Raw genomic sequence first — 26128 nt, 5'->3', positions numbered from 1 at the left:
CTGCTGTTCGCTGGGTCGGGTGATGCAGGTGTTGCTTGCGTTACTCGTGTTGCCTGTCTGATACCGCTGTCGATCGACTGCCCGGTGTTGCCCGGGTTACGGGGGCTGCACTTCTGCCGTCCGTGGACTGTCGGGCCCTCTGTGCGGTTACCCGCTTTGTTCCTCATTCACATAGACGCGGGGAACGCGCGTTCCGATCCGCGTGACGATCTCGTACGCGATGGTTCCTGCCGCCTGCGCCCAGTCCTCGGCGGTGGGCTCGCCGCGGTCGCCGGGTCCGAAGAGCACCGCCTCGGTCCCCGCCGCGGGTTCGTCCCCGCCGAGATCGACGACGAACTGGTCCATCGCGACCCGCCCGGCGACGGTCCGCCACTTGCCGCCGACCAGCACGGGACCGGTCCCGGAGGCGTGCCGCGGAACACCGTCGGCGTACCCGACGGGCACGAGGCCGAGGGTCGTCGCGCCGGGGGTGACGTAGTGATGCCCGTAACTGACGCCGTGGCCCCCCGGAACGTGCTTCACGAGCGCGAGGGAGGCCGAGAGGGTCATCACCGGGCGCAGCCCGAAGTCGGCGGGGGCGCCCAGCTCGGGGCTGGGCGAGATGCCGTAGAGGGCGATCCCGGTGCGTACGAGGTCGAAGTGGGCCTCGGGAAGCGTGAGCGTGGCGGGTGAGTTGGCGATGTGCCGCACCTCGGGGCGGACGCCCTGCCCCTCGGCGTGGGCGAGCATCTCGCGGAATCGGGTGAGCTGGAGGTCGATGGAGGGGTGCCCGGGTTCGTCGGCGCACGCGAAGTGCGACCAGAGCCCGGTGATGCGCAGGGTCCCTTCGGCCTCGGCGCGCAGGGCGGCCGTGACCAGCTCGGCCCAGTCCTCCCCGGGCTGACAGCCGCCCCGCCCCAGTCCGGTGTCCGCCTTGAGCTGCACGCGCGCGGGAATGCCCGCCGCCCGGGCGGCCGCGGTGACCTCGTCCAGGGCCCACATCGCGCTGACCGACACGTCGATGTCGGCCTCGACGGCCTCCTGCCAGGGCCCGCCCGGTGTCCACAGCCAGCACATGAGGCGTCCGGGCAGCCCGGCGGCCCGCAGTGCGAGCGCCTCCTCGGGCGTGGCGGTCCCCAGCCAGGTGGCTCCCGCCTCGACGGCGGCCCGGGCGCACGGCACGGCCCCGTGGCCGTACGCGTCGGACTTGACCACGGCCATGAGGGCAGCGCCCGGCGCGAGGGCGCGCAGGGTCCGCACGTTGGCGCGCAGGGCGGCCAGGTCGATCTCGGCGCGGGCGCGCAGGGGCGCCGTCGGGGCAGCTGCTGTCTCAGTCATGGCGCACCCAGTGTCTCAGAGGGGCCCGACACCTCCCGAGGCACCGGGCCCCGGGCGAGCGCCTACTTCCCGGGCCGGTGTCCCCACACATACACACGGTCGCCCTTCTTCAGCACCCGCCACAGCTTCCGGGCGTCGTCCAGCCGCAGATTGACGCACCCCCATGAGCCGAGGGTGGTGTAAATGCTGTCGTGGACGCCGTGGAAGGCCTGTCCGCCGCTGAAGAACTGGGCATAGGGCATGGGGGCGTCATAGAGCGTGGACCAGTGTTTCTTGTGCTTCCAGTAGATCCGGTGCCACCCGGTCCGGGTGGCGTGCCCGACCCGACCGCTGCGCATCGGGACGGGTCCGAAGACCACCTCGGTGCCCTTCTGCACCCAGGTCAGCTGCCGGTCGAGATCGACACACGCGACCCGGTGCCTCCGCACGGGGCACTTCTCCTGCGCGTTCGGATCCTCCTTCGCGGAAATCAGCTGCATGGTGGCCCAGGTGACGGGTCCGGCGAACCCGATCGCGGGCTTGATCCCGTGCCGCTCCTGAAAGTCCCGGATGGTCCGGCAGTCGGCGGCCGACTGCTTCCCGTCCGCCTTCAGCTTCAGCCACTTCTCGACCGCCCGCTGATAGGGCCCGGTCCTCCTGCTGCACTTCACCTTGCCGGCGACGTCCTCGCGGGGCACGACCTCGACGAGGTCCCCGCCCTCGACGGCGTCCTCGTCGTCGGCGGGCCGGTGGACCGAGGTCGACCTCGGACCCGGAGGCGGGGGCGCGGCGGAGGCCGACGGGGCACCGACGGGGAGGACCGCGACGACGGCGAGCACGACCGCGACACCCTGGCAGGCGATATGCGCAAAATGTCTATTGATCATGCAATCAGAGAATCGTGCAGGGCCGACAGGCCGGGAGCGGCGCGCGGCGGGTTCACCCTTTCCGACGAGCGCCGCCGGGTGCGACGGCTCGGGCTCCCGGTCCTACGCTGGGAACCGGAGGTGGTGGAGATGCTGGCAGACACACCACTCAACGCCGTCATCCCGGCGACCGACCTCGAAAGGGCCAAGCGCTTCTACGGCGACACGCTCGGCCTCAAGCTCATCGACGACCGGCAGGACACCGCGCTCTTCGAGTCCGGCGGTGTCAGGTTCGTCCTCTACACCACACCGAGCGGCGGCCAGGCCGCCCACACCCTGGCCGGCTGGACCGTCGGCGACCTCGACGCGGAGATGACGGAACTGCGCGGCCGCGGGGTGACCTTCGAGGAGTACGACCTGCCGGGCCTGAAGACGGTGGACGGCGTGGCGGAGGGCGCGGGCCTGCGCGGCGCCTGGTTCAAGGACAGCGAGGGAAACATCCTCAGCGTGGTGCAGGACCTGCGCTAGGGCTCACGCCGAGGGCCCGACCCGGTTTCCGAGGGCCCGGACCTGGTGTGCGGGCCTGGTCCGGTCAGTCCCGCACGTCCCGCCACGCTCCCGGAATCGCCTCGGCCACGTCATGCGCCCCCGCCGGCGCCCCGTCGGCCGCGAAGCGCCCGGCCAGCCCGTGCAGATACGCAGCCGCGCTGCCCGCGTCCGGCGCGGAGAGCCCGGAGGCCAGCAGTGACCCGGCGAGCCCCGAGAGCACATCCCCGCTGCCCGCGGTGGCGAGCCACGGCGTCCCGGTCGCATTGACCCGTACGGCCCCGCCACCCGAGTCGGCGACGAGCGTGGTCGACCCCTTGAGCAGCACGGTCGCCCCGTACCGCGAGGCGAGTTCGCGCACCGAGGCCAGCCGCGCCCCCTCGACCTCCTCCCGCGCCACACCGAGCAGCGCGGCGGCCTCCCCGGCGTGCGGGGTCATGAGCGTCGGGGCACTACGAGCCCGTACGGCGTCCCGCTCGGCCAGCCGCAGCCCGTCCGCGTCGACGAGCACGGGCACGTCCGCCTCCAGCACTTCGGCCACGGTCGCGGCGTCGTCCCCCGCGCCGGGTCCGACCACCCAGGCCTGCACCCGCCCGGCCTTCGCGGGCCCCTGATCCGATACGAGCGTCTCCGGGAACCGCGAGACGACGGCGTCCCCGGCGGGTCCGACGTACCGCACGGCTCCCGCGCCGCCCCTCAGCGCCCCGGACACGGCGAGGACGGCAGCCCCGGGATACCGCGCGGACCCGGCGGCGATCCCCACCACGCCCCGCCGGTACTTGTCGCTCTCGGCACCGGGCACGGGCAGCAACCGCGCCACGTCGACGTGCTGCAGGGCCTCCAGCTCCGGCTCGGCGGGCAGCACCTCCCCGAGCCCGATGTCGACGAGCCGCACCGACCCGGCGTACTCCCGCGCGGGATCGATCAGCAGCCCGGGCTTGTGCGCCCCGAAGGTGACGGTGAGATCGGCGCGGATGGCGGCACCGCGCACCTCGCCCGTGTCGGCGTCGACACCGCTCGGCAGATCGACGGCGACGACGGGGGCGCCGGATTCCTCGACGCACGCGGCCAACTTGGCGGCGTCGGGCCGAAGTCCACCCGTCCCCCCGATCCCGACGATGCCGTCGACGACGAGATCGGCCCGAAGAACCGCCTCTTCGACTGCACCGACCCCGGCGGAGGCAGCAGCCCCGGCGCCCGCCCCGCCGCCCACGACCCGGCCTCCGGCCCGCAACAGGGCGGCAAGCCCCTCGGGATGGGCCCGCTCGGGCGCCAGAAGCACGGCGGCGACCGCGGCACCCCGCCGGGCGAGCCGCGCCCCGGCATAGAGCGCATCGCCCCCGTTGTCCCCGCTCCCGATGAGCAGCACGACCCGGCTGGCGTAGACGCGCCCGATCAGATCGGCACATGCGGCGGCGAGCCCGGCGGCCGCCCGCTGCATCAACGCCCCCTCGGGAAGCCGCGCCATGAGCTCCCGCTCTGCTGCCCTTACCGTCTCCACGCTGTACGCAGTACGCATGGGATCGAGTCTGCCCTCAGCCTTCGGCGATCACCACCGCCGACGCCACCCCGGCGTCATGGCTCAACGAGACATGCCAGGACCGCACCCCCAGCTCGGCCGCCCGCGCCGCCACCGTCCCCGTCACCCGCACCCGGGGCTGCCCGCTGTCCTCGACGAACACCTCGGCATCCGTCCACAGCAGCCCGGCCGGCGCGCCGAGAGCCTTGGCCAAGGCCTCCTTCGCGGCGAACCGCGCGGCGAGCGAGGCGACACCCCGGCGTTCCCCGCTGGGCAGCAGCAACTCGCTCTCCAGGAACAGCCGTTCCGCCATCCCAGGCGTCCGCTTGAGCGACGTCTCGAACCGCTCGATCTCGGCCACGTCGATTCCGACCCCGATGATGCTCATTCGGGCACTCTACGATCCGCCGTCCGCCCTCAGGTCGGACTCCCCGGCGACCAGAGGTTCCGGGCCGGGGCCTTCGTCACCTTCCTCGACTCCCTTGAGTCGGCAGCCGGCTCACTCCACCGTCACTGACTTGGCAAGGTTCCGCGGCTGATCCACCTCGTTGCCGCGAGCCGTCGCGAGCTCACACGCGAACACCTGCAACGGCACCGTGGCCACCAGCGGCTGCAGCAACGTCGGCGTCGCAGGGATCCGTACGAGATGGTCGGCGTACGGCACGACCGCCTCGTCCCCCTCCTCCGCGATCACGATCGTCCGCGCCCCCCGCGCCCGGATCTCCTGGATGTTGGACACGATCTTGTCGTGGAGGACGGACCGCCCCCGAGGCGACGGCACGACGACGACCACCGGCAGATCGGGCTCGATCAACGCGATCGGCCCGTGCTTCAACTCCCCCGCCGCAAACCCCTCGGCATGCATATAGGCGAGCTCCTTCAGCTTCAGAGCCCCCTCCAGCGCGACCGGATATCCCACATGCCGCCCCAGGAACAGCACTGTGTTCTTGTCGGCGAGCGACCGCGCAAGCTCCCGTACCGGCTCCATGGTTTCCAGCACCCGCTCGACCTCACCGGAGATCTGCGACAGGTCGCGAATCACGGCCCCGATCTCGTCACCCCACTTGGTGCCGCGCACCTGCCCCAGATACAGAGCGACCAGGTAGCAGGCCACAAGCTGCGTCAGAAACGCCTTGGTGGACGCGACGGCCACCTCCGGCCCCGCATGCGTGTACAGCACCGCATCCGATTCCCGAGGAATGGTCGACCCGTTGGTATTGCAGATGGCCAGCACCTTGGAGCCCTGCTCCCGGGCATGCCGCAGCGCCATCAGCGTGTCCATGGTCTCGCCGGACTGCGAGACGGCGATGACGAGGGACCGCACCCCGAGGATCGGATCCCGGTACCGGAACTCACTGGCGAGTTCCACCTCGCACGGAATCCGCGTCCAGTGCTCGATGGCGTACTTGGCGATGAGCCCGGCGTGGAACGCCGTACCGCACGCCACGATCACCACCTTGTCGACCTCCCGCAGCTCGGCGGCGCTGATGCGGACCTCGTCCAGCGTCAGCGAGCCCCCCGCGTCGATGCGCCCCAGCAGCGTGTCGGCGACCGCCTTGGGCTGCTCGGCGATCTCCTTGAGCATGAAGTAGTCGTAGCCGCCCTTTTCCGCGGCGGAGGCGTCCCAGTCGACGTGGTACGCGCGCACGTCGGCCGGGCTGCCGTCGAACCCCGTCACCGTCACCCCGTCACGCCGCAGCTCGACGACCTGGTCCTGCCCCAGCTCGACCGCCGACCGGGTGTGCTCGATGAAGGCGGCGACATCGGAAGCAAGGAACGCCTCGCCGTCCCCCACCCCCACCACGAGCGGTGAGTTCCGCCGCGCGCCGACGACCACATCCGGCTCATCGGCATGCACCGCGACCAGGGTGAACGCCCCCTCCAGCCGCCGGCACACCAGCCGCATCGCCTCGGCGAGATCCGCGCAGGCCGAGAACTCCTCCGCGAGCAGATGCGCGACCACCTCGGTGTCCGTCTCGGAGGCGAGGTCGTGACCCCGCTCCTCCAACTCGGCCCGCAGCACGGCGAAGTTCTCGATGATCCCGTTGTGCACGACGGCGACCCGCCCGGCGTTGTCCAGATGCGGATGCGCATTCGGATCCGTGGGCCCGCCGTGTGTGGCCCACCGCGTATGCCCGATGCCGGTCGAGCCCGTCGGCAGCGGCCGGTCCACCAGTTCCTTCTCCAGGTTCACCAGCTTCCCGGCCTTCTTCGCGGCAGCCAGCCCGCCATCCGCGAGCACGGCGACACCCGCCGAGTCGTACCCCCGGTACTCCAGCCGCTTCAGCCCGGCCATCACGACATCGAGCGCCGACTGCGACCCCACGTATCCCACGATTCCGCACATGGACGGCAGCCTACGACCGAATCGCCACCAGAAAAGGCTCTCACGTGCCCGAATTCGGAACTTCTGGCGGTGAACGACGCTCAGGCGACACGCCCTCGAAGAGGACGGCCAGCCGACCGCCCACCTCTTCCGCTGCCGGGCCTGCGCCCCCCACCTCGCCTACGCGGACTGCACCTGACCAAGGCGGGGTGACGCACCCCACCTCCCACCCCGTTCAAACTCCGTTAACAATGGACTGTGATCTCACCGGTCTCCTCGATGCCCCGGAGCGCCCACCGGCCCAGGCCGGAGGCGACTCCCTACGTCGACCTCACCCGAGCCGAGTGGAGCGCGCTGCGTGAGAAGACGCCGCTGCCCCTCACCGCCGAGGAGGTCGAGAAGCTGCGTGGCCTCGGTGATGTCATCGACCTCGACGAGGTGCGGGACATCTACCTGCCGCTGTCCCGTCTCCTCAACCTCTACGTCGGGGCCACCGACGGCCTCAGAGGCGCCCTGAACACCTTCCTCGGCGAACAGGGCAGCCAGTCCGGGACGCCCTTCGTCATAGGGGTCGCCGGCTCCGTGGCCGGCGGCAAGTCGACCGTCGCCCGCCTCCTGCAGGCCCTGCTCTCCCGCTGGCCCGAGCACCCGCGCGTCGAACGCGTCACGACCGACGGCTTCCTGCTCCCCACCAGGGAGCTCCAGGCCCGTGGCCTCATGTCGCGCAAGGGTTTCCCCGAGTCCTACGACCGCCGCGCCCTGACCCGCTTCGTCGCCGACATCAAGGCGGGCAAGGACGAGGTGACGGCCCCCGTCTACTCCCACCTCATCTACGACATCGTCCCCGACCAGCGGCTCACGGTCCGCCGCCCGGACATCCTGATCGTCGAGGGCCTGAACGTTCTGCAGCCCGCCCTCCCCGGCAAGGACGGCCGTACCCGCGTCGGCCTCGCCGACTTCTTCGACTTCAGCGTGTACATCGACGCCAGCCCCGAGGACGTCGAACGCTGGTACCTCAACCGGTTCAAGAAGCTGCGTCAGACGGCCTTCCAGGACCCGCACTCGTACTTCCGCAAGTACACGCAGGTGTCCGAGGAGGAGGCCCTCGAGTACGCCCGCACCCAGTGGCGCACCATCAACAAGCCCAACCTGGTGGAGAACATCGCCCCGACCCGCGGCCGGGCCACCCTGGTCGTGCGCAAGGGCCCGGACCACAAGGTCCAGCGCCTGCGCCTGCGCAAGCTGTAGACCCGCCTGTTAAGAAGGACCATGCTGCACCTGCGCCTGATCACGCCGTCCGACAGGACCGACGACGTGGTCCGCCTGATCGAGAGAACCGTCGGCACCACGCATCTCGTCGTGCTGCCGAAAGCCGCCCGCAATCCCGTCGGCGATGTCGTCATGTGCGACGTCGCACGCGAGGCGGGCGACGAACTCATCGGCGAACTCAGGGCGTTGGGACTCGACCGCACCGGATCCATCGCCGTCGAGAACATCGACCTGTCGCTGTCCGAGCGAGCCGACAAGGCCGAGGCGGAGGCACCCGGCGAAGGCGCGGACGCGGTGCTCTGGGAGCACCTCACCGACGCGACGCACGAGGAGTCCACGCTCTCCGTCACCTACGTCGCCTTCCTCACGCTCGCCACGATGATCGCGGCCTGCGGTGTCGTCCTCGACAACGCGATCCTGATCGTGGGCGCGATGGCGGTGGGCCCGGAGTTCGGCCCGCTGGCGGGCATCTGCACGGCGCTGGTGCAGCGCCATCCTCGACTCGCCCTGCGCTCGCTGACCGCCCTGCTGGTCGGCTTCGCCGTCGCCATGCTGGTGACGGTCGGCTTCACCTACTTCATGGACGGCGTCGACCTGTTCACCAAGGTCCGGCTGGAAGCCGAACGTCCCAACACCAACTTCATCTACCGCCCCGACGCCTTCTCGTTCGTCGTCGCGGTGCTGGCCGGAGTGGCGGGGACCCTCTCGCTCACCTCGGCGAAATCGGGCGCCCTGATCGGCGTGGCCATCTCGGTGACCACGGTCCCCGCCGCCGCCAACGCGGCAGTGGCCTTCGCCTACCACGAGTACAAACAGGCCTGGGGCTCCACCGAGCAGCTTCTGCTGAACCTGCTCGGCATCGTCCTCGCCGGCACCCTCACACTCCTGGCCCAGAAGTGGCTCTGGGCCAGGCAGCGTGAACGGACGGCCAGGGCAGGCGGCGTCTAGTGGCGCGTTTCGCAGTCCGCGGCGACGCTGTCGCCGGGGTCGGCGAACACCACGTCGGCCGAGCCACCGTCACAGGACACCGTGTCGACGGCGGGCGAGTCGCCGCTCACGCCGATCGTGTCGTTGCCGCTGCCGGTCGCCACGGTGTCGGAGCCCGTACCGGCGTCGACGAGGGTGCGCAGCGACACGCTCGTCCCGTCGAAGCTGTCGTTCAGGTCACCCAGCCCGATCGAGAGCTGGGAGGTGCCGGCGACACTGCCGCAGTCGACGCTGGTGGCGGACAGGCGAGCACAACCGGGCCCCAGCGCGATGCCCGTGGTGTCCGTGAGGATCACACGGCCGGTGGAGGTACTGGCGGTGACCTGGTTGGCCGCGCCCGAACGCGCGCTGAGGATCACCATGCCGAAGAGACGGAACGCGGTGGAGCCGGGCGTCTGGGCCGCGGCCGGGGTGGCGAGGGCAGGGACGGCGAGACTCGCCACCAGGGCCGGAACCGCTGCTCGCTTCAGGGTGCTGCTGATTGTCTTCATGGTGCCTTTCTCACTTCCGTCGGGGACGCCACGCACAGGCGGCCTCGACGTCAGTGAAACAATCAGTAACCCATTCGGCACATTATGTTACGACCTTCGGGTGACGCGGGTCGGCTCTAACCCAGCGCCGACTTCACCACATCGGCGAGCCGCCCCGCCACGGCCCGGGCCTGGTCGATGTCGGCGGCCTCGACCATCACGCGCACCAGCGGCTCCGTCCCCGACGGCCGCAGCAGCACCCGCCCGGTGGAGCCGAGCTCGCGCTCGGCCTCGGCCACGGCAGCCGCCAGCTCCGCGGAGGTCCTCACCCGCGCCCGGTCCACGTCCGGCACATTGATCAGCACCTGCGGCAGCCGCTCCATGACCCCCGCGAGGTCCTTGAGCGTACGACCGGTCTCGGCGACCCGGGCCGCCAGCAGCAGCCCGGTCAGCGTGCCGTCACCGGTGGTCGCGTGATCGAGGATGATCACGTGCCCGGACTGCTCGCCGCCGAGCGCGTACCCGTGCTCCTTCATCTCCTCCAGCACATACCGGTCCCCGACCGCCGTCTGGACGAGATGCAGCCCCTCCCGCTCAAGGGCCAGCTTGAAGCCGAGGTTGGACATGACCGTGGCGACAACGGTGTCCTCACGCAGTTCGCCCCGCTCCCGCATCGCCAGCGCCAGCACGGCCAGGATCTGGTCGCCGTCGACCTCCGCGCCGGTGTGGTCCACGGCGAGGCACCGGTCCGCGTCCCCGTCGTGCGCGATGCCGAGCGCGGCCCCGTGCTCGACGACCGCGGCCTTCAGCAGACCCAGATGGGTCGACCCGCAGCCGTCGTTGATGTTGAGCCCGTCCGGCTCGGCGCCGATCGTGATCACCTCGGCACCGGCCCGCGAGAACGCCTCCGGCGACACCCCCGCCGCGGCACCGTGCGCCTCGTCGAGGACGATCTTCAGCCCGTCGAGCCGGTTCGGAAGCACTCCGGTCAGATGCGCGACGTACTGGTCGAAGCCCTCGTCGTACGAGCGCACCCGCCCGACGCCCGCACCGGTCGGCCGCTCCCAGGGCTCACCGTGCCGGTGGGACTCGTACACGGCCTCGATCCTGTCCTCGAGCTCGTCGGCCAGCTTGTGGCCGCCGCGGGCGAAGAACTTGACGCCGTTGTCCGGCATGGCGTTGTGGCTGGCGGAGAGCATGACGCCCAGGTCCGCGCCGAGCGCGCCCGTGAGATACGCCACAGCAGGAGTGGGCAGCACGCCGACGCGCAGGACGTCCACACCGGCACTGGCGAGGCCGGCGACCACGGCGGCCTCCAGGAACTCTCCGGACGCGCGCGGATCCCGTCCGACGACCGCCGTCGCCCGGTGGCCCTCGAAGGTGCCCGCCTCGGCCAGTACGTGCGCCGCGGCAACGGAGAGGCCGAGGGCCATCTCCGCCGTCAGGTCCGCGTTGGCGACGCCGCGCACGCCGTCCGTGCCGAAGAGTCGTCCCACTTGTCCTCCTGAGGAAACGTCAGTTGTCGCAGGCGTACCGGCAGCCCATCACACAAGCCGTTGAGGGTCTTGTGCCGTTATACGCCCCCGACGGGGATAAACGAACGCCCCGACAGCACAGAGGCGTGCCGCCGGGGCGTACGTACGAGCAGGCAGCGAAGCTGCTTAGCGCTTGCTGTACTGCGGGGCCTTGCGGGCCTTCTTCAGACCGGCCTTCTTGCGCTCGACCGCACGGTCGTCGCGGCGGAGGAAGCCGGCCTTCTTGAGCGGGCCGCGGTTGTTGTCGACGTCGGCCTCGTTCAGCGCGCGGGCGACACCGAGACGGAGCGCACCGGCCTGACCGGAGACACCGCCACCCGCGATGCGGGCGATGACGTCGTAACGGCCCTCGAGCTCGAGCACCTTGAAGGGCTCGTTGACTTCCTGCTGGTGCACCTTGTTCGGGAAGTAGTCCTCGAGGGTGCGACCGTTGATCTTCCACTTGCCGGTGCCCGGGACGATCCGGACGCGGGCGATGGCGTTCTTGCGACGGCCCAGGCCGGCGGCCGGCTGGGGCTCGCCGAAGCGGGACGCGAGGGACTCCGAGGTGTACTCGCCCTCGACGGGGACCTCGGACTCGGTGGTGTAGCTGTCGATGTCGACGAGCTCAGTCTCTTCGACCGGCTGCTCAACGGTGGTCTCGGCCACGATTCTCCTCAGATTCTCTTCAGTCTTAGGGGGTGGCCGGACTTACTGCGCGACCTGGGTGATCTCGAACGGCACCGGCTGCTGGGCAGCGTGCGGGTGCTGGTCGCCCGAGTAGACCTTCAGCTTGGAGAGCATCTGACGGCCCAGGGTGTTCTTGGGGAGCATGCCCTTGATGGCCTTCTCGACGGCCTTCTCGGGGTTCTTGTCCAGCAGCTCGTCGTAACGGACGGAGCGCAGACCACCCGGGTAGCCGGAGTGGCGGTAGGCCATCTTCTGGGTCCGCTTGTTGCCGGAGAGGTGCACCTTGTCGGCGTTGATGATGATGACGAAGTCACCGGTGTCGACGTGGGGGGCGTAGATCGGCTTGTGCTTGCCCCGGAGGAGGGACGCAGCGGTCGTGGCGAGACGGCCCAGGACGACGTCCTGAGCGTCAATGACGTGCCACTGGCGAGTCACATCGCCGGGCTTAGGGCTGTACGTACGCACTTCTCAGCCTTCTTCTTCAGGGATGGGTGCTGACACAAGGCATCCTTGAAGCGATCGTGCAGCTGGGGACGACAGTGCCGGGAACGCTGCCCGTATGCCGCCCACTGGTAACTGCTCCAGGGAACCTACGTAAGGGCTTCTCTCGTGAGAACGACCAAGCCGATACGCATAACAAACCGCAAGGGTACTAGTGCAGCCCCGAACGGGTCAAAACGAGGCCTCCGCCGCACCTCGAAGTAGGTACGGAGACCGAGATGTTCCCCCCTGTCGGAAAGGTCCCCGGCGGCTCCACCGGAGGCACACCGGCACCCTCCGCCTCCCGTCTAAGATGCGCCCCATGAGCTTTGGGCAGCAGGGGGGACCGCAGTCCCAGTGGGACCCCTGGAAACCGCACTCCCAGCAGCCGTGGACCAGCGGCGGCGACGACGGCCAGACCCCGGACTGGGCAGCGCTCGCCGAAGCCTCCGAGACGCGCAACAAGAGGCGCCGGCTGCTGTTCATCGGCGGCGGCGCGGTCGCCACGATCGCGATCGGCACCGCCGTCGCCATGGCCGTCGTCTCGGCGAACGGCAAGAACGAGGCCTCGGGCAACCCGTCCAACCTGCCCGCAGGCGGCGCCATCCCGAGCGGCAGCGCCTCGGCGCCCTCCTTCGCCCCGACCAGCGCCCCGCCCCCGCTGGATCCGAAGGAGTTCATCGCCAGCAAGGCCAAGGACACGGCCCCGCTCAGCGTGCAGAACCTCTTCCCGCTCGCGCGGCTGACCATGGAGTCGAACGTCTACAAGCGGGGTGCCACGGCCGACACCAAGAACTGCGCCTCGGCCGCCCAGGACAGCCTCCCGAAGATCCTCAAGGGCAACGGCTGCACCCGCCTGCTGCGTGCCACCTACAGCAGGGACGGCGTCGCGGTGACGGTCGGCGTGGCCGTCTTCGACAGCGAGGCCCAGGCGGTCAAGGCCAGAACCCAGTCGAACGCGGCGGCCAAGGCACACCAGAAGGCCTTCGTCACGGCCCTGCCGGGCAACGGCGTGAAGGCCTTCTGCAACGCCGCCACCTGCCTCACGACGGCCAACTCCTACGGCCGCTACGCCTACTTCGCCACCGTCGGCTTCACCAACGGCAAGGACGTCACGAACCAGTCCACGGCGGTCTTCAAGACCGGTAACGACCTGCAGCTGTACACCTTCCGCCAGATCCACGCCCGTGGCCAGGCCCAGGCGTCGGCGGCGGCGAACCAGTAACTAACAGCACCCGGCCCCGGGCAGCGTCCGCTTGTTGCGCGCCTCCTTGTTGCGCGCGGCGAGCAGCTCGTCGGCCGGGTAGCCGACCTCCTCCAGGGTCAGCCCGTGCGGCCGTACGACATGCACGGCCGAGTCCCGTACGCCGGCCGCGAGCACCTTGCCCGGCCAGTCCGGCCCCCGGTGCCCGTCCCCCACGAACAGCAGCGCCCCGATCAGCGAGCGCACCATGTTGTGGCAGAAGGCGTCGGCCCGCACGGTCGCGGTGATGATCCCGTCGTCCCCGCGCACCAGACTCAGCTGCTGCAGCGTACGAATGGTGGTCGCGCCCTCCCGCTTCTTGCAGTAGGCGGCGAAGTCGTGCTCCCCCAGCAGCCGCTCGGCGGCCTCGTTCATGGCGTCGACGTCGAGGGGCCAGTCGTGCCAGAGCACATGACTGCGCAGCAGCGGATCGACCCCGCCCGGGTTGTCGGTGACCCGGTACGCGTACCGCCGCCAGACCGCCGAGAAACGGGCGTTGAAGCCGCTGGGTGCCTCCCTGAGGGCCCACACCCGCACATCCCTGGGCAGTCGCCCGGCAAGCCGCTTGAGCAGCTTGTCGTGGTGCGCGCCCCAGACCTCCCGCGGCAGATCCACATGGGCCACCTGCCCCCGCGCGTGCACCCCGGCATCGGTCCGCCCGGCGACGGTCAGCTCATAGGTCTCCCGAGACCGCGTGACGGTACGCAACGCGTCCTCGATCTCCCCCTGCACGGTCCGCCGCCCGCCGGCCTGCTTGGCCCACCCGGAGAACTCGGAACCGTCGTAGGACAGATCAAGACGGACACGTACGTAACCGGGCTCTACTTCGTCACTCACCCAGAGATCCTCTCAAGAACACCAAAGCGGGCCCGCTCCTCGAAAGGAACGGGCCCGCCAGCAGAACGCTTACGCGTCCTTGGACTCCTCGGCAGCGTCCTCGACCTCGTCGGCCTTGGTCGTGTCGACCTTGGCGTCCTCGACCGGAGCCGCGGCCTCCGCGTCCTTCGCCGCACGCTTGGTGGCGGCCTCGGCCTCACCCGTAGCCTGCTGCGCGACCGTCAGCGCCTCGACCAGCTCGATGACAGCCATGGGCGCGTTGTCGCCACGGCGGTTACCGATCTTGGTGATGCGGGTGTAGCCACCCGGACGGTTCTCGTAGCGCGGGCCGATCTCGGTGAAGAGCGTGTGGACGACGCTCTTGTCCGTGATCACCTGGAGCACCTGACGGCGGTTGTGAAGGTCGCCCTTCTTCGCCTTGGTGACCAGACGCTCGGCGTACGGCCGCAGACGGCGGGCCTTCGCCTCGGTGGTGGTGATACGGCCGTGCTCGAAGAGCGACTTCGCGAGGTTCGCGAGGAGCAGCTTCTCGTGCGCGGCGCTGCCGCCCAGACGGGCACCCTTGGTGGGCTTCGGCATTGTTCTTCTCCTGTGTGTCTGCCCCGGCCGTATCAGGTACCGGGGTCAGGAACCCGATGAGCGGATGCTCACCGGCAACGACCGATCACGTACTGATCAGTACTGCTCGGTCTCCACGAAACCCGCGTCCGCGTCGTCGTCGGCGCCGAAGGCGTCGGCGGCGGCCGTGGGGTCGAATCCGGGCGGGCTGTCCTTCAGGGCCAGGCCCATGCCGGCCAGCTTCGCCTTGACCTCGTCGATGGACTTCGCACCGAAGTTGCGGATGTCCAGGAGGTCGGCCTCGGAGCGCGCCACGAGCTCACCCACGGAGTGGATGCCCTCACGCTTGAGGCAGTTGTACGACCGAACGGTGAGCTCCAGCTCCTCGATCGGCAGCGCCAGGTCGGCGGCGAGGGCGGCGTCCGTGGGGGACGGGCCCATGTCGATGCCCTCGGCGTCGATGTTCAGCTCGCGGGCGAGACCGAACAGCTCGACCAGGGTCTTACCGGCGGAGGCCATGGCGTCACGGGGACGCATCGCCTGCTTGGTCTCGACGTCGACGATCAGCTTGTCGAAGTCGGTGCGCTGCTCGACACGGGTCGCCTCGACCTTGTACGTGACCTTCAGCACCGGCGAGTAGATGGAGTCGACCGGGATACGGCCGATCTCCTGGCCCACCTGCTTGTTCTGCACGGCGGAGACGTAACCGCGGCCACGCTCGACCGTGAGCTCCATCTCCAGCTTGCCCTTGCCGTTGAGCGTGGCGAGGACCAGGTCGGGGTTGTGCACCTCGACACCGGCCGGGGGCGCGATGTCGGCGGCGGTGACGAGACCCGGGCCCTGCTTGCGCAGGTACATCACGACCGGCTCGTCGTGCTCCGAGGAGACGACCAGCTGCTTGATGTTGAGGATCAGGTCGGTGACGTCCTCCTTGACGCCCGGCACGGTGGTGAACTCGTGCAGGACGCCGTCGATGCGGATGCTGGTGACAGCGGCACCGGGGATCGACGACAGGAGGGTGCGGCGGAGGGAGTTGCCGAGGGTGTAGCCGAAGCCCGGCTCCAGCGGCTCGATCACGAACCGGGAGCGGAACTCGTCGACGACCTCTTCGGTCAACGAGGGACGCTGAGCGATCAGCATGTGTGGATCAGATCCTTCATTCGTGGACGCCCGCTATTTGACGCCCGACGGAACCGCCCCCGGCAAAAGGGACGGGTACTGCAAGGGTACGGGCGATACGGCCCTTTCTACTGAGCCGTACCGCCCGAATCCTGAAAGCCAGCGCGCGTCAGACGCGACGACGCTTCGGCGGACGGCAGCCGTACTGCGACATGTGGGGGGGTAACCCCCACACCCCCAGCCGACCGCCCGCAGCCGAGGCCTGCGTCAGACGCGACGACGCTTCGGCGGACGGCAGCCGTTGTGCGGGGTCGGGGTGACGTCCTGGATGGAGCCGACCTCGAGACCGGTCGCCTGAAGCGAACGGATGGCGGTCTCACGACCGGAACCCGGACCCTTCACGAAGACGTCGACCTTGCGCATGCCGTGCTCCTGCGCGCGGCGGGCGGCCGACTCGGCGGCCATCTGCGCGGCGAAGGGGGTGGACTTGCGCGAGCCCTTGAAGCCGACGTGGCCGGCGGAGGCCCAGGAGATCACGTTGCCCGAGGGGTCCGTGATCGAGACGATCGTGTTGTTGAACGTGCTCTTGATGTGCGCGTGGCCGTGAGCGACGTTCTTCTTTTCCTTGCGGCGCACCTTCTTGGCAGCGCCCTGACGACCCTTGGGGGGCATCTACAAACTCCTACGGGGAGGTGGTCGGTCCTACAGCGAAGACCGCTGATGAAGCGTTGTCCGCTGAGGACTACTTCTTGCCCGGCTTCTTCTTGCCGGCGATGGCGCGACGCGGACCCTTGCGGGTACGGGCGTTGGTGCTGGTGCGCTGACCGCGGACGGGCAGACCGCGACGGTGACGGAGACCCTGGTAGCAGCCGATCTCGACCTTGCGGCGGATGTCGGCCTGGATCTCGCGACGGAGGTCACCCTCGGTCTTGATGTTGTTGTCCACGTACTCGCGGATCGCGACGAGCTGCTCTTCGCTCAGGTCACGAACACGGGTGTTCGGGTCGATGCCCGTCTCCGCGAGCGTCTGCTGCGAAAGGGTCCGGCCGATGCCGAACACGTAGGTGAGGGCGACCTCCACGCGCTTTTCGCGCGGGATGTCAACACCGGAAACGCGTGCCACTTAATGGCTCCTGGTGATCTTCGGAGGTCTGCCACAGAACCGCTTCCCGGCCGCCGTACCAGGTACGAACCGAGTCCCCGGCCTCCGAACCGGGGGTATCAAGCCGTGTCGGCTTGGGTCCTGCGTATGAACATATTCAGCTCGCGTCGCGCGAATCTCTGCGATATCGATGCAGAGGGATCGGTCGATCGTGCGTCAGCCCTGGCGCTGCTTGTGGCGCGGGTTCTCGCAGATGACCATGACCCGACCGTGACGGCGGATCACCCTGCACTTGTCGCAGATCTTCTTGACGCTCGGCTTGACCTTCATGGGATTGAGGTTCTCCGGGTCAGTGCCACCACCCCGCCGAAGCGGGATGCGGGCAAGATCTACTTGTAGCGGTAGACGATCCGGCCACGCGTCAGGTCGTACGGAGAGAGCTCCACCACGACCCGGTCGTCAGGGAGGATGCGGATGTAGTGCATACGCATCTTGCCGCTGATGTGTGCCAGGACCTGGTGGCCGTTCTGGAGCTCGACCTTGAACATGGCGTTCGGAAGAGACTCGACGACAGTGCCCTCGATCTCGATGGCACCTTGCTTCTTGGCCACGCTTCGCCCTTCGAATCGACTACCTTGATCGACTCCCGCCAGCGCATGAAGACATGCGGGTACACGAGAGCCGACGAGTCAGTCTACGTCAGCGCACTCGGAAAGACGAATCGAGGAAGGATGCCCCAGCGGGGAGATCGTTAAGCGCGGACCGCATGCAACCTATGCCAGCGGATCCGGCGCGGCGGTGACCCCGTACTCGGCCAGCTTCGCCTTGCCCCCGTCGGGCGCCGTCAGCACCAGAGGACCGGCCTCGGTCAGGGCAACCGAGTGCTCCCAGTGGGACGACCACGTGCCGTCGATCGTGATGACGGTCCAGTCGTCGGAGAGGACCTCGGTCTTCGGGGTTCCGAGGGACACCATCGGCTCGATCGCCAGGCAGAAGCCGGGGACCAGCTTCGGCCCCTTCCCGCGGCGCTTCTCGACGTAGTTCAGCAGATGCGGATCCATGTGCATCTCGGTGCCGATGCCGTGGCCGCCGTAGTCCTCGATGATCCCGTACTTGCCGCCGCCCGGCTTCGGCTGGCGGCGGATGTACGTCTCGATGGCCCTCGACACGTCCACCAGCCGGTTGCCCTGCTTCATCGCCGCGATGCCGGCCCACATCGACTCCTCCGTGACCCGGGAGAGCTCGATCAGCTCGGGGGCGTGGCCGGAGCCGACGAAGGCGGTGTACGCCGCGTCGCCGTGCCAGCCGTCGATGATCGCGCCGCAGTCGATGGAGATGATGTCGCCGTCCTTCAGGACGACGTCGTCGGACGGGATGCCGTGGACGACGACCTCGTTGACGGAGGTGCAGATGGTCGCCGGAAAGCCGCCGTAGCCGAGGAAGTTCGGCTTGGCGTTGTGCTCGGCGAGCACCTTGCGCGCGACCTGGTCCAGGTCCTTGGTGGTGGCCCCGGGCACCGCGGCCTCTCGAGTGGCCGCGTGGATGGCGGCGACGACCAGCCCCGCCTCACGCATCTTGGCGATCTGCTCGGGGGTCTTGATCTGCACCATGGATGGCCTGCGCTCTCCGTCACTCACGTCAACCGGTTACGTACACAACAGTACGGCCGTGACGCCCCTTCGGGTGCCACGGCCGTAACTGGGCTGACGGCTACTTGCCGTCGTCCTCGCGCTTGAGGGCTTCCAGCGCCCGCTGCGTGACCTCGGCCACCGGGCCGAGGGACGAGATCGTGACGACCAGGCCCTGTGCCTTGTAGTAGTCGATGATCGGCTCGGTCTGTGTGTGGTAGACCTCGAGCCGCGTGCGCACGGTCTCCTCGGAGTCGTCGTCACGCTGGTACAGCTCGCCGCCGCAGACGTCGCAGACGCCTTCCTTCTTCGGCGGGCTGTACGTCACGTGGAAGACGTGCGACGAGTCGTTGCGGCAGATGCGCCGGCCGGCGATCCGCTTGACGACCTCTTCCTCGGGGACCTCGAGGTCGAGTACCGCGTCCAGCTTGATGCCCTCGGTCTTGAGCAGCTCGTCCAGCGCCTCGGCCTGCGAGACGTTGCGCGGGAAACCGTCGAGCAGGAAGCCGTTCTCCGCGTCGGGCTGCTCCATGCGGTCCTTGGCCATCGCGATGGTGACCTCGTCGGGGACGAGGTTGCCGGCGTCCATGTAGGACTTCGCGAGTTTCCCGAGCTCCGTCTGCTGGCTGATGTTGGCGCGGAACAGGTCGCCCGTGGAGATGTGCGGGACGCGTAGCTTGTCGGCAAGGCGAGTGGCCTGCGTGCCCTTCCCTGCACCCGGCGGCCCGACGAGGACGATTCGCATCAGCGGAGGAACCCTTCGTAATTGCGCTGCTGAAGCTGGCTCTCAATCTGCTTCACCGTCTCGAGGCCGACACCCACGATGATCAGGATGCTGGTACCACCGAACGGGAAGTTCTGGCTTGCCCCGAAGCCAACCAACGCCATCGTCGGTACGAGAGCGATCAGACCCAGATACAGCGAACCCGGCCAGGTGATCCGGTTGAGTACGTAGCTGAGGTACTCAGCGGTCGGTCGGCCAGCCCGGATGCCCGGGATGAAGCCACCATACTTCTTCATGTTGTCGGCGACTTCCTCGGGGTTGAAGGAGATCGCCACGTAGAAGAACGCGAAGAAAACGATCAGCAGGAAGTACGTGGTGACATAAACCGGGTGGTCACCCTTGGTCAGGTTGTTCTGGACCCAGGTCTTCCAGCCGGAATTGCCGCCCGAGAACTGAGCGATCAGGCTCGGGATGTAGAGCAGCGACGAGGCGAAGATCACGGGGATGACACCCGCCTGGTTGACCTTCAGCGGGATGTACGTGGACGTACCGCCGTACGACCTGCGTCCGATCATGCGCTTCGCGTACTGCACGGGGATCCGCCGCTGGGCCTGCTCGACGAAGACCACCAGACCGACCATCACCAGACCCACGGCGATCACCGTGCCGAACTCGATCCAGCCGCCGGCCAGCTTGCCCTGCAGCTTGATCGCCCACAGGGCGCTCGGGAAGGTCGCGGCGATCGAGATGAACATCAGGATCGACATGCCGTTGCCGATGCCGCGGTCGGTGATGAGCTCACCGAGCCACATGACGACGCCGGTACCGGCGGTCATGGTGACGACCATGGTGATGGTGGTGAAGATCGACTGGTCCGGAACGATCTGGCTGGCCACTGGGCAACCGGAGAACAGCGCGCCACTGCGGGCGGTGGCGACCAGACCGGTGCCCTGGAGGATGGCCAGCGCCACCGTCAGGTACCGGGTGTACTGCGTGATCTTCGCCGTGCCGGCCTGGCCCTCCTTCTTGAGGGCTTCGAGGCGCGGGATCACCACCGTCAGCAGCTGCAGGATGATGCTCGCGGTGATGTACGGCATGATGCCGAGCGCGAAGATCGTGATCTGCAGCAGCGCGCCGCCGCTGAACATGTTGATCAGACTGAACAGGCCGCGGTTCGAGCTGGCCACATCCATGCACGTCTGGACGTTCTTGTAGTCGACGCCCGGGATCGGAACGTGCGTACCGATCCGGTACACCACGATGATGGCGAGCGTGAAGAGCAGTTTCTTGCGCAGGTCGGGCGTCCTGAACGCCCGGGCGAACGCGGTGAGCACGGTGCCTCCTGCGACCCCCGCGCAACTGCGTCAAGGGTGACGGTCTTGAGGTTCGACGGATACAAAAAAGAACAGTGCAGGCTACCTTACCGGCGGCACGGCTCCCCTTGGAACGACCGACCGGGGATACCCCATTGTGAGGTATCCCCGGTCGGGACTGCTTACGTCATCGAGACGTCCGAAAAGCTCAGACGAGCTCGGTGACGGTGCCGCCGGCGGCGGTGATCTTCTCCTTGGCGGAGCCGGAGACGGCGTCCACCGTCACCTGCAGCGCCACGGAGATCTCGCCCTGGCCGAGGACCTTGACGAGGCTGTTCTTGCGAACGGCACCCTTGGCCACCAGACCCTCGACGGTGACCTCGCCACCCTCGGGGTAGAGCGCGGCCAGCTTGTCGAGGTTCACGACCTGGAACTCGGTCTTGAACGGGTTCTTGAAGCCCTTCAGCTTCGGAAGACGCATGTGGAGGGGCATCTGGCCACCCTCGAAGCGCTCCGGAACCTGGTAACGGGCCTTCGTACCCTTGGTACCACGACCGGCCGTCTTACCCTTCGACGCCTCACCACGACCCACACGGGTCTTGGCGGTCTTGGCGCCCGGGGCGGGACGGAGGTTGTGGATCTTGAGCGGGTTGTTCTCCGCCATGATCAGTCGACCTCCTCGACCGTCACGAGGTGGCGGACGGTGTGCACCATGCCGCGGAACTCGGGGCGGTCCTCCTTGACGACCTGCGTGTTGATGCCCTTGAGACCAAGGGAACGCAGGGTGTCACGGTGGTTCTGCTTGCTGCCGATGTAGGACTTGACCTGCGTGATCTTGAGCTGCGCCATGATTACGCACCCGCCCCGGCACGCGCACGCAGCAGAGCCGCGGGGGCGACGTCCTCGAGGGGCAGACCACGGCGGGCCGCGATCTCCTCGGGACGCTGCAGACCCTTCAGGGCCTCCACGGTCGCGTGCACGATGTTGATCGCGTTGTCGGAGCCGAGCGACTTCGACAGCACGTCGTGGATACCGGCGCACTCGAGCACGGCACGCACCGGACCACCGGCGATAACACCGGTACCGGGGGACGCGGGCTTGAGCAGCACGACGCCGGCAGCCTTCTCACCCTGGATGGGGTGCGGGATGGTGCCCTGGATACGGGGGACCTTGAAGAAGTGCTTCTTGGCCTCCTCAACACCCTTGGCGATGGCGGCCGGCACCTCCTTGGCCTTGCCGTAACCGACACCCACGGTGCCGTCACCGTCGCCCACCACGACCAGCGCGGTGAAGCTGAAGCGACGACCACCCTTCACAACCTTGGCGACACGGTTGATCGCGACGACACGCTCAACGTAAGCAGTCTTCTCGGCGGCGGCTGCGCCACCGTCACGACCCTTACGGTCCCGCCGCTCGCCGCCACCGGCACCGCCACCGCGGCGCTGGGGTCCAGCCATTGGATTACCTCTCTCTTTCCGCTAGCTACGAGCGGCTCAGAACTTGAGCCCGGCTTCGCGGGCGGCGTCCGCCAGGGCGGCGATGCGCCCGGCGTACTGGTTGCCACCACGGTCGAATACGACGGCCTCGACACCGGCGGCCTTGGCGCGCTCGGCGACCAGGGCACCGACCTGCTTGGCCTGCGCGGACTTGTCGCCCTCGCCACCGCGGATCGAGGTGTCCAGGGTGGACGCCGACGCAAGGGTGTGACCCTTGATGTCGTCGATCACCTGGGCCACGATGTGGCGGTTCGAGCGGGTAACGACCAGACGCGGACGCTCCGCCGTTCCGTTGATGTGCTTACGGATCCGGATGTGGCGGCGCTTGATCGCGGCGCGCTTGTAGGCGTCGCCCTTAAGGATCTTCTGTCCGTATGCCATGGCTTACTTACCCGCCTTTCCGACCTTGCGGCGGATGACTTCGCCCTCGTACTTGACGCCCTTGGCCTTGTACGGGTCGGGCTTGCGCAGCTTGCGGATGTTGGCCGCAACCTCGCCGACCTTCTGCTTGTCGATGCCCTCGACCGAGAACCGGGTGGGGGCCTCCACCTTGAAGGTGATGCCCTCGGGGGCCTCGACGGTGATCGGGTGGCTGTAGCCGAGAGCGAACTCCAGGTTCGAACCCTTGGCGGTCACGCGGTAACCGACACCGCTGATCTCGAGCTTCTTCACGTAACCCTGGGTCACGCCGGTGATCATGTTCGCCACCAGCGTGCGGGACAGGCCGTGCAGGGCCTTGCTCTGACGCTCGTCGTTGGGGCGGGTGACGTTCAGAACGCCGTCCTCACCCTTGGCGATCTCGATCGGCGCCGCGACGGTGTGGGTCAGCGAGCCCTTGGGGCCCTTGACCGAGACCGTCTGGCCGTCGATGGTGACGTCCACGCCGGCGGGAACCGTGATGGGGAGCTTGCCAATACGCGACATAGCTGTTTCCTCCGATTCCTTTCCGCTACCAGACGTAGGCGAGGACTTCTCCGCCTACGCCCTTCTTGCCGGCCTGCTTGTCGGTGAGGAGACCGTGCGACGTGGAGATGATCGCCACGCCCAGGCCGCCGAGCACCTTCGGCAGGTTGGTGGACTTCGCGTACACCCGGAGACCGGGCTTGGAGATCCGCTTGATGCCCGCGATGGAGCGCTCACGGTTCGGGCCGAACTTCAGCTCGAGGACGAGGTTCTTGCCGACCTCGGCGTCCTCGACCTTCCAGCCCGTGATGAAGCCCTCCTGCTGGAGGATCTCCGCGATGTGCGACTTGATCTTCGATGCCGGCATCGACACGGAGTCGTGGTATGCCGAGTTCGCGTTCCGCAGACGCGTAAGCATGTCTGCGATCGGATCAGTCATGGTCATGAATTGGCCTTCGGCCTCTCTCGCCGGGGTTTCCAGGTGCCCATCCCTCTCCTCGATCCGAGACGAGGCGGGTGCGGTGCGGTGGACCTACGGCGTAGTAAGTCGTACGGGCGTCAGGGCGCCCAACCCTCCAAGCCTAAGCCATGGAGAGGTGGGCCCCTGACCAAACCCTTTGCTTACCGAGAGCTTCAGGTATCCCCAAGTAGGGGATTACCAGGAGCTCTTGGTCACGCCCGGCAGCTCGCCACGGTGAGCCATCTCACGAAGGCACACGCGGCACAGGCCGAACTTGCGGTACACGGAGTGGGGACGGCCGCAGCGCTGGCAGCGCGTGTAACCACGCACGCCGAACTTGGGCTTGCGAGCAGCCTTCGCGATCAGAGCCTTCTTCGCCATCTCGCTCACGCCTCCTTGAAGGGGAAGCCGAGGTGACGAAGGAGCGCACGGCCCTCAGCGTCGTTGGTCGCCGTGGTCACCACGGTGATGTCCATACCCCGGACGCGGTCGATCTTGTCCTGGTCGATCTCGTGGAACATGACCTGCTCGGTGAGACCGAAGGTGTAGTTGCCACGGCCGTCGAACTGCTTGGGGGACAGACCACGGAAGTCGCGGATGCGCGGGAGCGCGAGCGACAGGGTGCGGTCCAGGAACTCCCACATGCGGTCGCCACGGAGCGTGACGTGAGCACCGATCGGCTGGCCCTCACGCAGCTTGAACTGCGCGATGGACTTGCGGGCCTTGGTGACGGCCGGCTTCTGACCGGTGATCGTGGTGAGGTCGCGGATGGCGCCCTCGATCAGCTTGGAGTCGCGGGCGGCGTCGCCCACACCCATGTTGACCACGATCTTGACGAGGCCGGGGATCTGCATGACGTTCTCGTACTTGAACTCGTCACGCAGCTTGCCCGCGATCTCCTCGCGGTACTTCGTCTTGAGACGCGGAGTGGTGGTGGTAGCCATCAGATGTCCTCACCCGTCCGCTTGGCAACGCGGATCTTGTTGCCCTCGTCGTCGAAGCGGTAACCGACACGCGTGACGACCTTGTTGCCGTCCTTCTCAACGACCAGCTGGACGTTGGAGACGTGGATCGGCGCCTCGGTCGTGACGATGCCGCCGGCCTGCGAACCGCTGGCGGTCGGACCGGCCTTGGTGTGCTTCTTGACCCGGTTGACACCCTCGACCAGGACGCGCTCCTCGCGCGGGTAAGCGGCAATGACCTTGCCCTGCTTGCCCTTGTCCTTGCCGGTGATGACCTGGACCAGGTCGCCCTTCTTGATCTTCATGCTTACAGCACCTCCGGAGCCAGCGAGATGATCTTCATGAACTTCTTCTCGCGCAGCTCACGCCCGACCGGGCCGAAGATGCGGGTGCCGCGAGGGTCACCGTCGTTCTTCAGAATGACGGCGGCGTTCTCGTCGAAGCGGATGTACGAGCCGTCCGGACGGCGGCGCTCCTTGACGGTGCGAACGATGACCGCCTTGACGACGTCACCCTTCTTCACGTTGCCACCGGGGATCGCGTCCTTGACGGTGGCGACGATGACGTCACCGATGCCCGCGTAGCGGCGACCGGAGCCACCGAGCACACGGATGCAAAGGATTTCCTTCGCACCAGTGTTGTCGGCGACACGCAGTCGCGACTCCTGCTGGATCACGTCTATCTCCTGTTTGTCTGCCGGTTCCCGCAGGACCCCTTCGGGGCGAGCCTGCGAGCCTGGCGGAACCGTCCTGCCGGGATACCCCAGCAGGAATTACTTGCGCCTCTTCGGGCGGAAACCCGCGCCGGGGGCCTCACCGCGGCCAGGCCCGGGGGCCTGGGGGCGGAGCCCCCAGCGGGGGTCAGCGGGGGCGAAGCCCCCGCTTATTACTTCGCCTTCTCGAGGATCTCGACGACGCGCCAGCGCTTCGTCGCGGACAGCGGCCGGGTCTCCGCGAGGAGGACACGGTCGCCGACACCCGCGGCGTTCTGCTCGTCGTGCGCCTTGAGCTTGTTCGTACGGCGGATGACCTTGCCGTACAGCGCGTGCTTCACGCGGTCCTCGACAGCGACGACGACGGTCTTGTCCATCTTGTCGCTGACGACGAGACCCTCACGGGTCTTGCGGGCGCCACGTGCCTCGGTCGTCTGCTCTTCAGTCACATTGCTCTCGCTCATCAGGCGTTCTCCACCGTTTCGATGCCCAGCTCACGCTCGCGCATCAGGGTGTAGATCCGCGCGATGTCCTTACGGACCGCCTTCAGACGGCCGTGGTTCTCGAGCTGACCCGTCGCCGCCTGGAAGCGGAGGTTGAACAGCTCTTCCTTGGACTCGCGGAGCTTCGCCAGAAGCTCCTCGTTGCCCAGCTCGCGCAGCTCGGACGCCTTGGTACCGGCCGACATCACGCTTCACCTGCCTCGCGCTTGACGATCCGGCACTTCATCGGCAGCTTGTGAGCGGCACGAGTGAGGGCCTCACGCGCAATCTTCTCGTTGGGGTACGACAGCTCGAACATCACGCGTCCGGGCTTGACGTTGGCGATCCACCACTCCGGAGAACCCTTACCGGAACCCATGCGGGTCTCGGCAGGCTTCTTGGTGAGGGGACGGTCCGGGTAGATGTTGATCCAGACCTTGCCACCACGCTTGATGTGACGCGTCATGGCGATACGAGCGGCCTCGATCTGACGGTTCGTCACGTACGCCGGGGTGAGCGCCTGGATGCCGTACTCGCCGAACGCAACCTGCGTGCCGCCCTTGGCAGCGCCGGAGCGCTTCGGGTGGTGCTGCTTGCGGTGCTTGACCCTACGGGGGATCAGCATG

General features: G+C 68.1%; 36 protein-coding genes. 4 read left to right on the top strand and 32 right to left on the bottom strand.

Annotated features, from left to right (window positions below; translation table 11 throughout):
* Positions 1-147: 147 nt before the first annotated feature.
* Together alr and ACWC1K_RS10185 are read right to left on the bottom strand one after the other, a co-directional pair.
* Positions 148-1317, bottom strand: coding sequence for an alanine racemase (gene alr / locus ACWC1K_RS10190; protein ID WP_450830024.1), 1170 nt, complete (start codon positions 1315-1317; stop codon positions 148-150).
* 62 nt (positions 1318-1379) lie between these two features.
* Positions 1380-2183 (bottom strand): L,D-transpeptidase family protein, encoded by an 804-nt coding sequence (locus ACWC1K_RS10185; protein ID WP_450830023.1) that lies wholly within the window; start codon positions 2181-2183, stop codon positions 1380-1382.
* A 129-nt stretch (positions 2184-2312) separates the two neighbouring features.
* Here ACWC1K_RS10185 and ACWC1K_RS10180 point away from each other — a divergent pair, with 129 nt between their 5' ends.
* On the top strand, positions 2313-2690 hold the full coding sequence (locus ACWC1K_RS10180; RefSeq protein WP_450830021.1) for a VOC family protein: 378 nt from the start codon (positions 2313-2315) through the stop codon (positions 2688-2690).
* Between the two features lie 64 nt (positions 2691-2754).
* On the opposite strand, the gene ACWC1K_RS10175 is transcribed toward ACWC1K_RS10180, so the two are convergent.
* The 3 genes from ACWC1K_RS10175 to glmS form a co-directional block, all read right to left on the bottom strand.
* Complete coding sequence (locus ACWC1K_RS10175) at positions 2755-4227, bottom strand: NAD(P)H-hydrate dehydratase (protein ID WP_450830019.1); 1473 nt, start codon at positions 4225-4227, stop codon at positions 2755-2757.
* 16 nt (positions 4228-4243) lie between these two features.
* Positions 4244-4615, bottom strand: a complete 372-nt coding sequence (locus ACWC1K_RS10170; protein WP_450830017.1) for a holo-ACP synthase — start codon at positions 4613-4615, stop codon at positions 4244-4246.
* 111 nt (positions 4616-4726) lie between these two features.
* Entirely contained in the window at positions 4727-6574 is a 1848-nt protein-coding gene (gene glmS, locus ACWC1K_RS10165; RefSeq protein ID WP_450830015.1) for a glutamine--fructose-6-phosphate transaminase (isomerizing), read from the bottom strand.
* 258 nt (positions 6575-6832) lie between these two features.
* On the opposite strand from glmS, the gene coaA reads away from it, so the two are divergent.
* Together coaA and ACWC1K_RS10155 are read left to right on the top strand one after the other, a co-directional pair.
* Positions 6833-7801: a type I pantothenate kinase gene (gene coaA, locus ACWC1K_RS10160; RefSeq protein ID WP_450749786.1), complete on the top strand. Its 969-nt coding sequence runs from the start codon at positions 6833-6835 to the stop codon at positions 7799-7801.
* A 21-nt stretch (positions 7802-7822) separates the two neighbouring features.
* Positions 7823-8770, top strand: coding sequence for a DUF389 domain-containing protein (locus tag ACWC1K_RS10155; protein WP_450830013.1), 948 nt, complete (start codon positions 7823-7825; stop codon positions 8768-8770).
* Here the strand turns inward: ACWC1K_RS10155 and ACWC1K_RS10150 are convergent.
* The 4 genes from ACWC1K_RS10150 to rplM all read right to left on the bottom strand — a co-directional run bounded on the left by ACWC1K_RS10150 (position 8767) and on the right by rplM (position 11948).
* A complete protein-coding gene (locus tag ACWC1K_RS10150; RefSeq protein ID WP_450830011.1) occupies positions 8767-9300 on the bottom strand; it encodes a hypothetical protein in 534 nt (177 codons plus the stop codon). The genes ACWC1K_RS10155 and ACWC1K_RS10150 overlap by 4 nt on opposite strands.
* Before the next feature lie 116 nt (positions 9301-9416).
* Complete coding sequence (glmM, locus tag ACWC1K_RS10145; protein WP_450830010.1) at positions 9417-10775, bottom strand: phosphoglucosamine mutase; 1359 nt, start codon at positions 10773-10775, stop codon at positions 9417-9419.
* A 165-nt stretch (positions 10776-10940) separates the two neighbouring features.
* Entirely contained in the window at positions 10941-11462 is a 522-nt protein-coding gene (gene rpsI / locus ACWC1K_RS10140) for a 30S ribosomal protein S9 (protein ID WP_115906438.1), read from the bottom strand.
* A gap of 42 nt (positions 11463-11504) precedes the next feature.
* Positions 11505-11948: a 50S ribosomal protein L13 gene (rplM, locus tag ACWC1K_RS10135; RefSeq protein ID WP_450830009.1), complete on the bottom strand. Its 444-nt coding sequence runs from the start codon at positions 11946-11948 to the stop codon at positions 11505-11507.
* Positions 11949-12285: 337 nt separating this feature from the next.
* On the opposite strand from rplM, the gene ACWC1K_RS10130 reads away from it, so the two are divergent.
* The gene (locus ACWC1K_RS10130) at positions 12286-13188 is read left to right on the top strand and encodes a hypothetical protein (protein ID WP_450830008.1); all 903 of its coding nucleotides are present in this window, start codon (positions 12286-12288) and stop codon (positions 13186-13188) included.
* On the opposite strand, the gene truA is transcribed toward ACWC1K_RS10130, so the two are convergent.
* The 23 genes from truA to rplP form a co-directional block, all read right to left on the bottom strand.
* The gene (truA, locus tag ACWC1K_RS10125; RefSeq protein ID WP_351462473.1) at positions 13189-14043 is read right to left on the bottom strand and encodes a tRNA pseudouridine(38-40) synthase TruA; all 855 of its coding nucleotides are present in this window, start codon (positions 14041-14043) and stop codon (positions 13189-13191) included.
* Positions 14044-14112: 69 nt separating this feature from the next.
* Positions 14113-14622 carry a 50S ribosomal protein L17 gene (gene rplQ, locus ACWC1K_RS10120; RefSeq protein WP_123966954.1) on the bottom strand — a complete coding sequence of 170 codons (510 nt, stop codon included), beginning with the start codon at positions 14620-14622 and terminating at the stop codon, positions 14113-14115.
* Between the two features lie 96 nt (positions 14623-14718).
* Complete coding sequence (locus ACWC1K_RS10115) at positions 14719-15741, bottom strand: DNA-directed RNA polymerase subunit alpha (protein ID WP_003966937.1); 1023 nt, start codon at positions 15739-15741, stop codon at positions 14719-14721.
* A 246-nt stretch (positions 15742-15987) separates the two neighbouring features.
* The gene (gene rpsK, locus ACWC1K_RS10110) at positions 15988-16392 is read right to left on the bottom strand and encodes a 30S ribosomal protein S11 (protein ID WP_003956432.1); all 405 of its coding nucleotides are present in this window, start codon (positions 16390-16392) and stop codon (positions 15988-15990) included.
* 70 nt (positions 16393-16462) lie between these two features.
* Positions 16463-16843 carry a 30S ribosomal protein S13 gene (rpsM, locus tag ACWC1K_RS10105; RefSeq protein WP_020135802.1) on the bottom strand — a complete coding sequence of 127 codons (381 nt, stop codon included), beginning with the start codon at positions 16841-16843 and terminating at the stop codon, positions 16463-16465.
* A 195-nt stretch (positions 16844-17038) separates the two neighbouring features.
* On the bottom strand, positions 17039-17152 hold the full coding sequence (rpmJ, locus tag ACWC1K_RS10100) for a 50S ribosomal protein L36 (protein ID WP_003998809.1): 114 nt from the start codon (positions 17150-17152) through the stop codon (positions 17039-17041).
* Positions 17153-17211: 59 nt separating this feature from the next.
* Positions 17212-17433: a translation initiation factor IF-1 gene (gene infA / locus ACWC1K_RS10095; RefSeq protein ID WP_003948620.1), complete on the bottom strand. Its 222-nt coding sequence runs from the start codon at positions 17431-17433 to the stop codon at positions 17212-17214.
* A gap of 162 nt (positions 17434-17595) precedes the next feature.
* A complete protein-coding gene (map, locus tag ACWC1K_RS10090) occupies positions 17596-18432 on the bottom strand; it encodes a type I methionyl aminopeptidase (protein ID WP_450830006.1) in 837 nt (278 codons plus the stop codon).
* Positions 18433-18532: 100 nt separating this feature from the next.
* The gene (locus tag ACWC1K_RS10085) at positions 18533-19195 is read right to left on the bottom strand and encodes an adenylate kinase (RefSeq protein ID WP_450830005.1); all 663 of its coding nucleotides are present in this window, start codon (positions 19193-19195) and stop codon (positions 18533-18535) included.
* Entirely contained in the window at positions 19195-20508 is a 1314-nt protein-coding gene (gene secY / locus ACWC1K_RS10080) for a preprotein translocase subunit SecY (RefSeq protein ID WP_450830003.1), read from the bottom strand. Before secY ends, ACWC1K_RS10085 begins: the two co-directional genes overlap by 1 nt.
* A gap of 187 nt (positions 20509-20695) precedes the next feature.
* Positions 20696-21151: a 50S ribosomal protein L15 gene (gene rplO / locus ACWC1K_RS10075; protein ID WP_003974249.1), complete on the bottom strand. Its 456-nt coding sequence runs from the start codon at positions 21149-21151 to the stop codon at positions 20696-20698.
* A 2-nt stretch (positions 21152-21153) separates the two neighbouring features.
* Complete coding sequence (gene rpmD, locus ACWC1K_RS10070) at positions 21154-21336, bottom strand: 50S ribosomal protein L30 (RefSeq protein ID WP_003974250.1); 183 nt, start codon at positions 21334-21336, stop codon at positions 21154-21156.
* Between the two features lie 2 nt (positions 21337-21338).
* On the bottom strand, positions 21339-21944 hold the full coding sequence (rpsE, locus tag ACWC1K_RS10065) for a 30S ribosomal protein S5 (protein ID WP_009190144.1): 606 nt from the start codon (positions 21942-21944) through the stop codon (positions 21339-21341).
* A 36-nt stretch (positions 21945-21980) separates the two neighbouring features.
* Positions 21981-22364: a 50S ribosomal protein L18 gene (gene rplR / locus ACWC1K_RS10060; protein ID WP_007494754.1), complete on the bottom strand. Its 384-nt coding sequence runs from the start codon at positions 22362-22364 to the stop codon at positions 21981-21983.
* Positions 22365-22367: 3 nt separating this feature from the next.
* Positions 22368-22907 carry a 50S ribosomal protein L6 gene (gene rplF, locus ACWC1K_RS10055; RefSeq protein WP_351462481.1) on the bottom strand — a complete coding sequence of 180 codons (540 nt, stop codon included), beginning with the start codon at positions 22905-22907 and terminating at the stop codon, positions 22368-22370.
* A 25-nt stretch (positions 22908-22932) separates the two neighbouring features.
* Positions 22933-23331, bottom strand: coding sequence for a 30S ribosomal protein S8 (rpsH, locus tag ACWC1K_RS10050; RefSeq protein ID WP_030930492.1), 399 nt, complete (start codon positions 23329-23331; stop codon positions 22933-22935).
* Between the two features lie 210 nt (positions 23332-23541).
* Complete coding sequence (locus ACWC1K_RS10045) at positions 23542-23727, bottom strand: type Z 30S ribosomal protein S14 (RefSeq protein WP_003948630.1); 186 nt, start codon at positions 23725-23727, stop codon at positions 23542-23544.
* Between the two features lie 5 nt (positions 23728-23732).
* The gene (rplE, locus tag ACWC1K_RS10040) at positions 23733-24290 is read right to left on the bottom strand and encodes a 50S ribosomal protein L5 (RefSeq protein ID WP_007494758.1); all 558 of its coding nucleotides are present in this window, start codon (positions 24288-24290) and stop codon (positions 23733-23735) included.
* Positions 24290-24613, bottom strand: coding sequence for a 50S ribosomal protein L24 (rplX, locus tag ACWC1K_RS10035; RefSeq protein ID WP_030930498.1), 324 nt, complete (start codon positions 24611-24613; stop codon positions 24290-24292). The genes rplE and rplX overlap by 1 nt, the downstream gene beginning before the upstream one ends.
* A gap of 2 nt (positions 24614-24615) precedes the next feature.
* Complete coding sequence (gene rplN, locus ACWC1K_RS10030; protein ID WP_003998823.1) at positions 24616-24984, bottom strand: 50S ribosomal protein L14; 369 nt, start codon at positions 24982-24984, stop codon at positions 24616-24618.
* Between the two features lie 209 nt (positions 24985-25193).
* Positions 25194-25484, bottom strand: coding sequence for a 30S ribosomal protein S17 (gene rpsQ / locus ACWC1K_RS10025; protein ID WP_099930779.1), 291 nt, complete (start codon positions 25482-25484; stop codon positions 25194-25196).
* On the bottom strand, positions 25484-25708 hold the full coding sequence (gene rpmC / locus ACWC1K_RS10020; protein ID WP_030930505.1) for a 50S ribosomal protein L29: 225 nt from the start codon (positions 25706-25708) through the stop codon (positions 25484-25486). The genes rpsQ and rpmC overlap by 1 nt, the downstream gene beginning before the upstream one ends.
* Entirely contained in the window at positions 25708-26127 is a 420-nt protein-coding gene (gene rplP / locus ACWC1K_RS10015) for a 50S ribosomal protein L16 (RefSeq protein ID WP_009327094.1), read from the bottom strand. The genes rpmC and rplP overlap by 1 nt, the downstream gene beginning before the upstream one ends.
* Position 26128 lies beyond the last annotated feature (1 nt).

Source organism: Streptomyces sp. NPDC001492 (assembly GCF_053597275.1).
This window is presented reverse-complemented; position numbering and strand designations above follow the sequence as displayed.

Coding starts and splice junctions, on each gene's coding strand:
- alr (WP_450830024.1), bottom strand. CDS start 1,317: ATGACTGAGACAGCAGCTGCCCCGACGGCGCCCCTGCGCGCCCGCGCC.
- ACWC1K_RS10185 (WP_450830023.1), bottom strand. CDS start 2,183: ATGATCAATAGACATTTTGCGCATATCGCCTGCCAGGGTGTCGCGGTC.
- ACWC1K_RS10180 (WP_450830021.1), top strand. CDS start 2,313: ATGCTGGCAGACACACCACTCAACGCCGTCATCCCGGCGACCGACCTC.
- ACWC1K_RS10175 (WP_450830019.1), bottom strand. CDS start 4,227: ATGCGTACTGCGTACAGCGTGGAGACGGTAAGGGCAGCAGAGCGGGAG.
- ACWC1K_RS10170 (WP_450830017.1), bottom strand. CDS start 4,615: ATGAGCATCATCGGGGTCGGAATCGACGTGGCCGAGATCGAGCGGTTC.
- glmS (WP_450830015.1), bottom strand. CDS start 6,574: ATGTGCGGAATCGTGGGATACGTGGGGTCGCAGTCGGCGCTCGATGTC.
- coaA (WP_450749786.1), top strand. CDS start 6,833: ATGCCCCGGAGCGCCCACCGGCCCAGGCCGGAGGCGACTCCCTACGTC.
- ACWC1K_RS10155 (WP_450830013.1), top strand. CDS start 7,823: ATGCTGCACCTGCGCCTGATCACGCCGTCCGACAGGACCGACGACGTG.
- ACWC1K_RS10150 (WP_450830011.1), bottom strand. CDS start 9,300: ATGAAGACAATCAGCAGCACCCTGAAGCGAGCAGCGGTTCCGGCCCTG.
- ACWC1K_RS10130 (WP_450830008.1), top strand. CDS start 12,286: ATGAGCTTTGGGCAGCAGGGGGGACCGCAGTCCCAGTGGGACCCCTGG.
- rplQ (WP_123966954.1), bottom strand. CDS start 14,622: ATGCCGAAGCCCACCAAGGGTGCCCGTCTGGGCGGCAGCGCCGCGCAC.
- ACWC1K_RS10115 (WP_003966937.1), bottom strand. CDS start 15,741: ATGCTGATCGCTCAGCGTCCCTCGTTGACCGAAGAGGTCGTCGACGAG.
- rpsK (WP_003956432.1), bottom strand. CDS start 16,392: ATGCCCCCCAAGGGTCGTCAGGGCGCTGCCAAGAAGGTGCGCCGCAAG.
- rpmJ (WP_003998809.1), bottom strand. CDS start 17,152: ATGAAGGTCAAGCCGAGCGTCAAGAAGATCTGCGACAAGTGCAGGGTG.
- map (WP_450830006.1), bottom strand. CDS start 18,432: ATGGTGCAGATCAAGACCCCCGAGCAGATCGCCAAGATGCGTGAGGCG.
- ACWC1K_RS10085 (WP_450830005.1), bottom strand. CDS start 19,195: ATGCGAATCGTCCTCGTCGGGCCGCCGGGTGCAGGGAAGGGCACGCAG.
- rplO (WP_003974249.1), bottom strand. CDS start 21,151: ATGGCGGAGAACAACCCGCTCAAGATCCACAACCTCCGTCCCGCCCCG.
- rpmD (WP_003974250.1), bottom strand. CDS start 21,336: ATGGCGCAGCTCAAGATCACGCAGGTCAAGTCCTACATCGGCAGCAAG.
- rpsE (WP_009190144.1), bottom strand. CDS start 21,944: ATGGCTGGACCCCAGCGCCGCGGTGGCGGTGCCGGTGGCGGCGAGCGG.
- rplR (WP_007494754.1), bottom strand. CDS start 22,364: ATGGCATACGGACAGAAGATCCTTAAGGGCGACGCCTACAAGCGCGCC.
- rplF (WP_351462481.1), bottom strand. CDS start 22,907: ATGTCGCGTATTGGCAAGCTCCCCATCACGGTTCCCGCCGGCGTGGAC.
- rpsH (WP_030930492.1), bottom strand. CDS start 23,331: ATGACCATGACTGATCCGATCGCAGACATGCTTACGCGTCTGCGGAAC.
- ACWC1K_RS10045 (WP_003948630.1), bottom strand. CDS start 23,727: ATGGCGAAGAAGGCTCTGATCGCGAAGGCTGCTCGCAAGCCCAAGTTC.
- rplE (WP_007494758.1), bottom strand. CDS start 24,290: ATGGCTACCACCACCACTCCGCGTCTCAAGACGAAGTACCGCGAGGAG.
- rplX (WP_030930498.1), bottom strand. CDS start 24,613: ATGAAGATCAAGAAGGGCGACCTGGTCCAGGTCATCACCGGCAAGGAC.
- rpsQ (WP_099930779.1), bottom strand. CDS start 25,484: ATGAGCGAGAGCAATGTGACTGAAGAGCAGACGACCGAGGCACGTGGC.
- rpmC (WP_030930505.1), bottom strand. CDS start 25,708: ATGTCGGCCGGTACCAAGGCGTCCGAGCTGCGCGAGCTGGGCAACGAG.
- rplP (WP_009327094.1), bottom strand. CDS start 26,127: ATGCTGATCCCCCGTAGGGTCAAGCACCGCAAGCAGCACCACCCGAAG.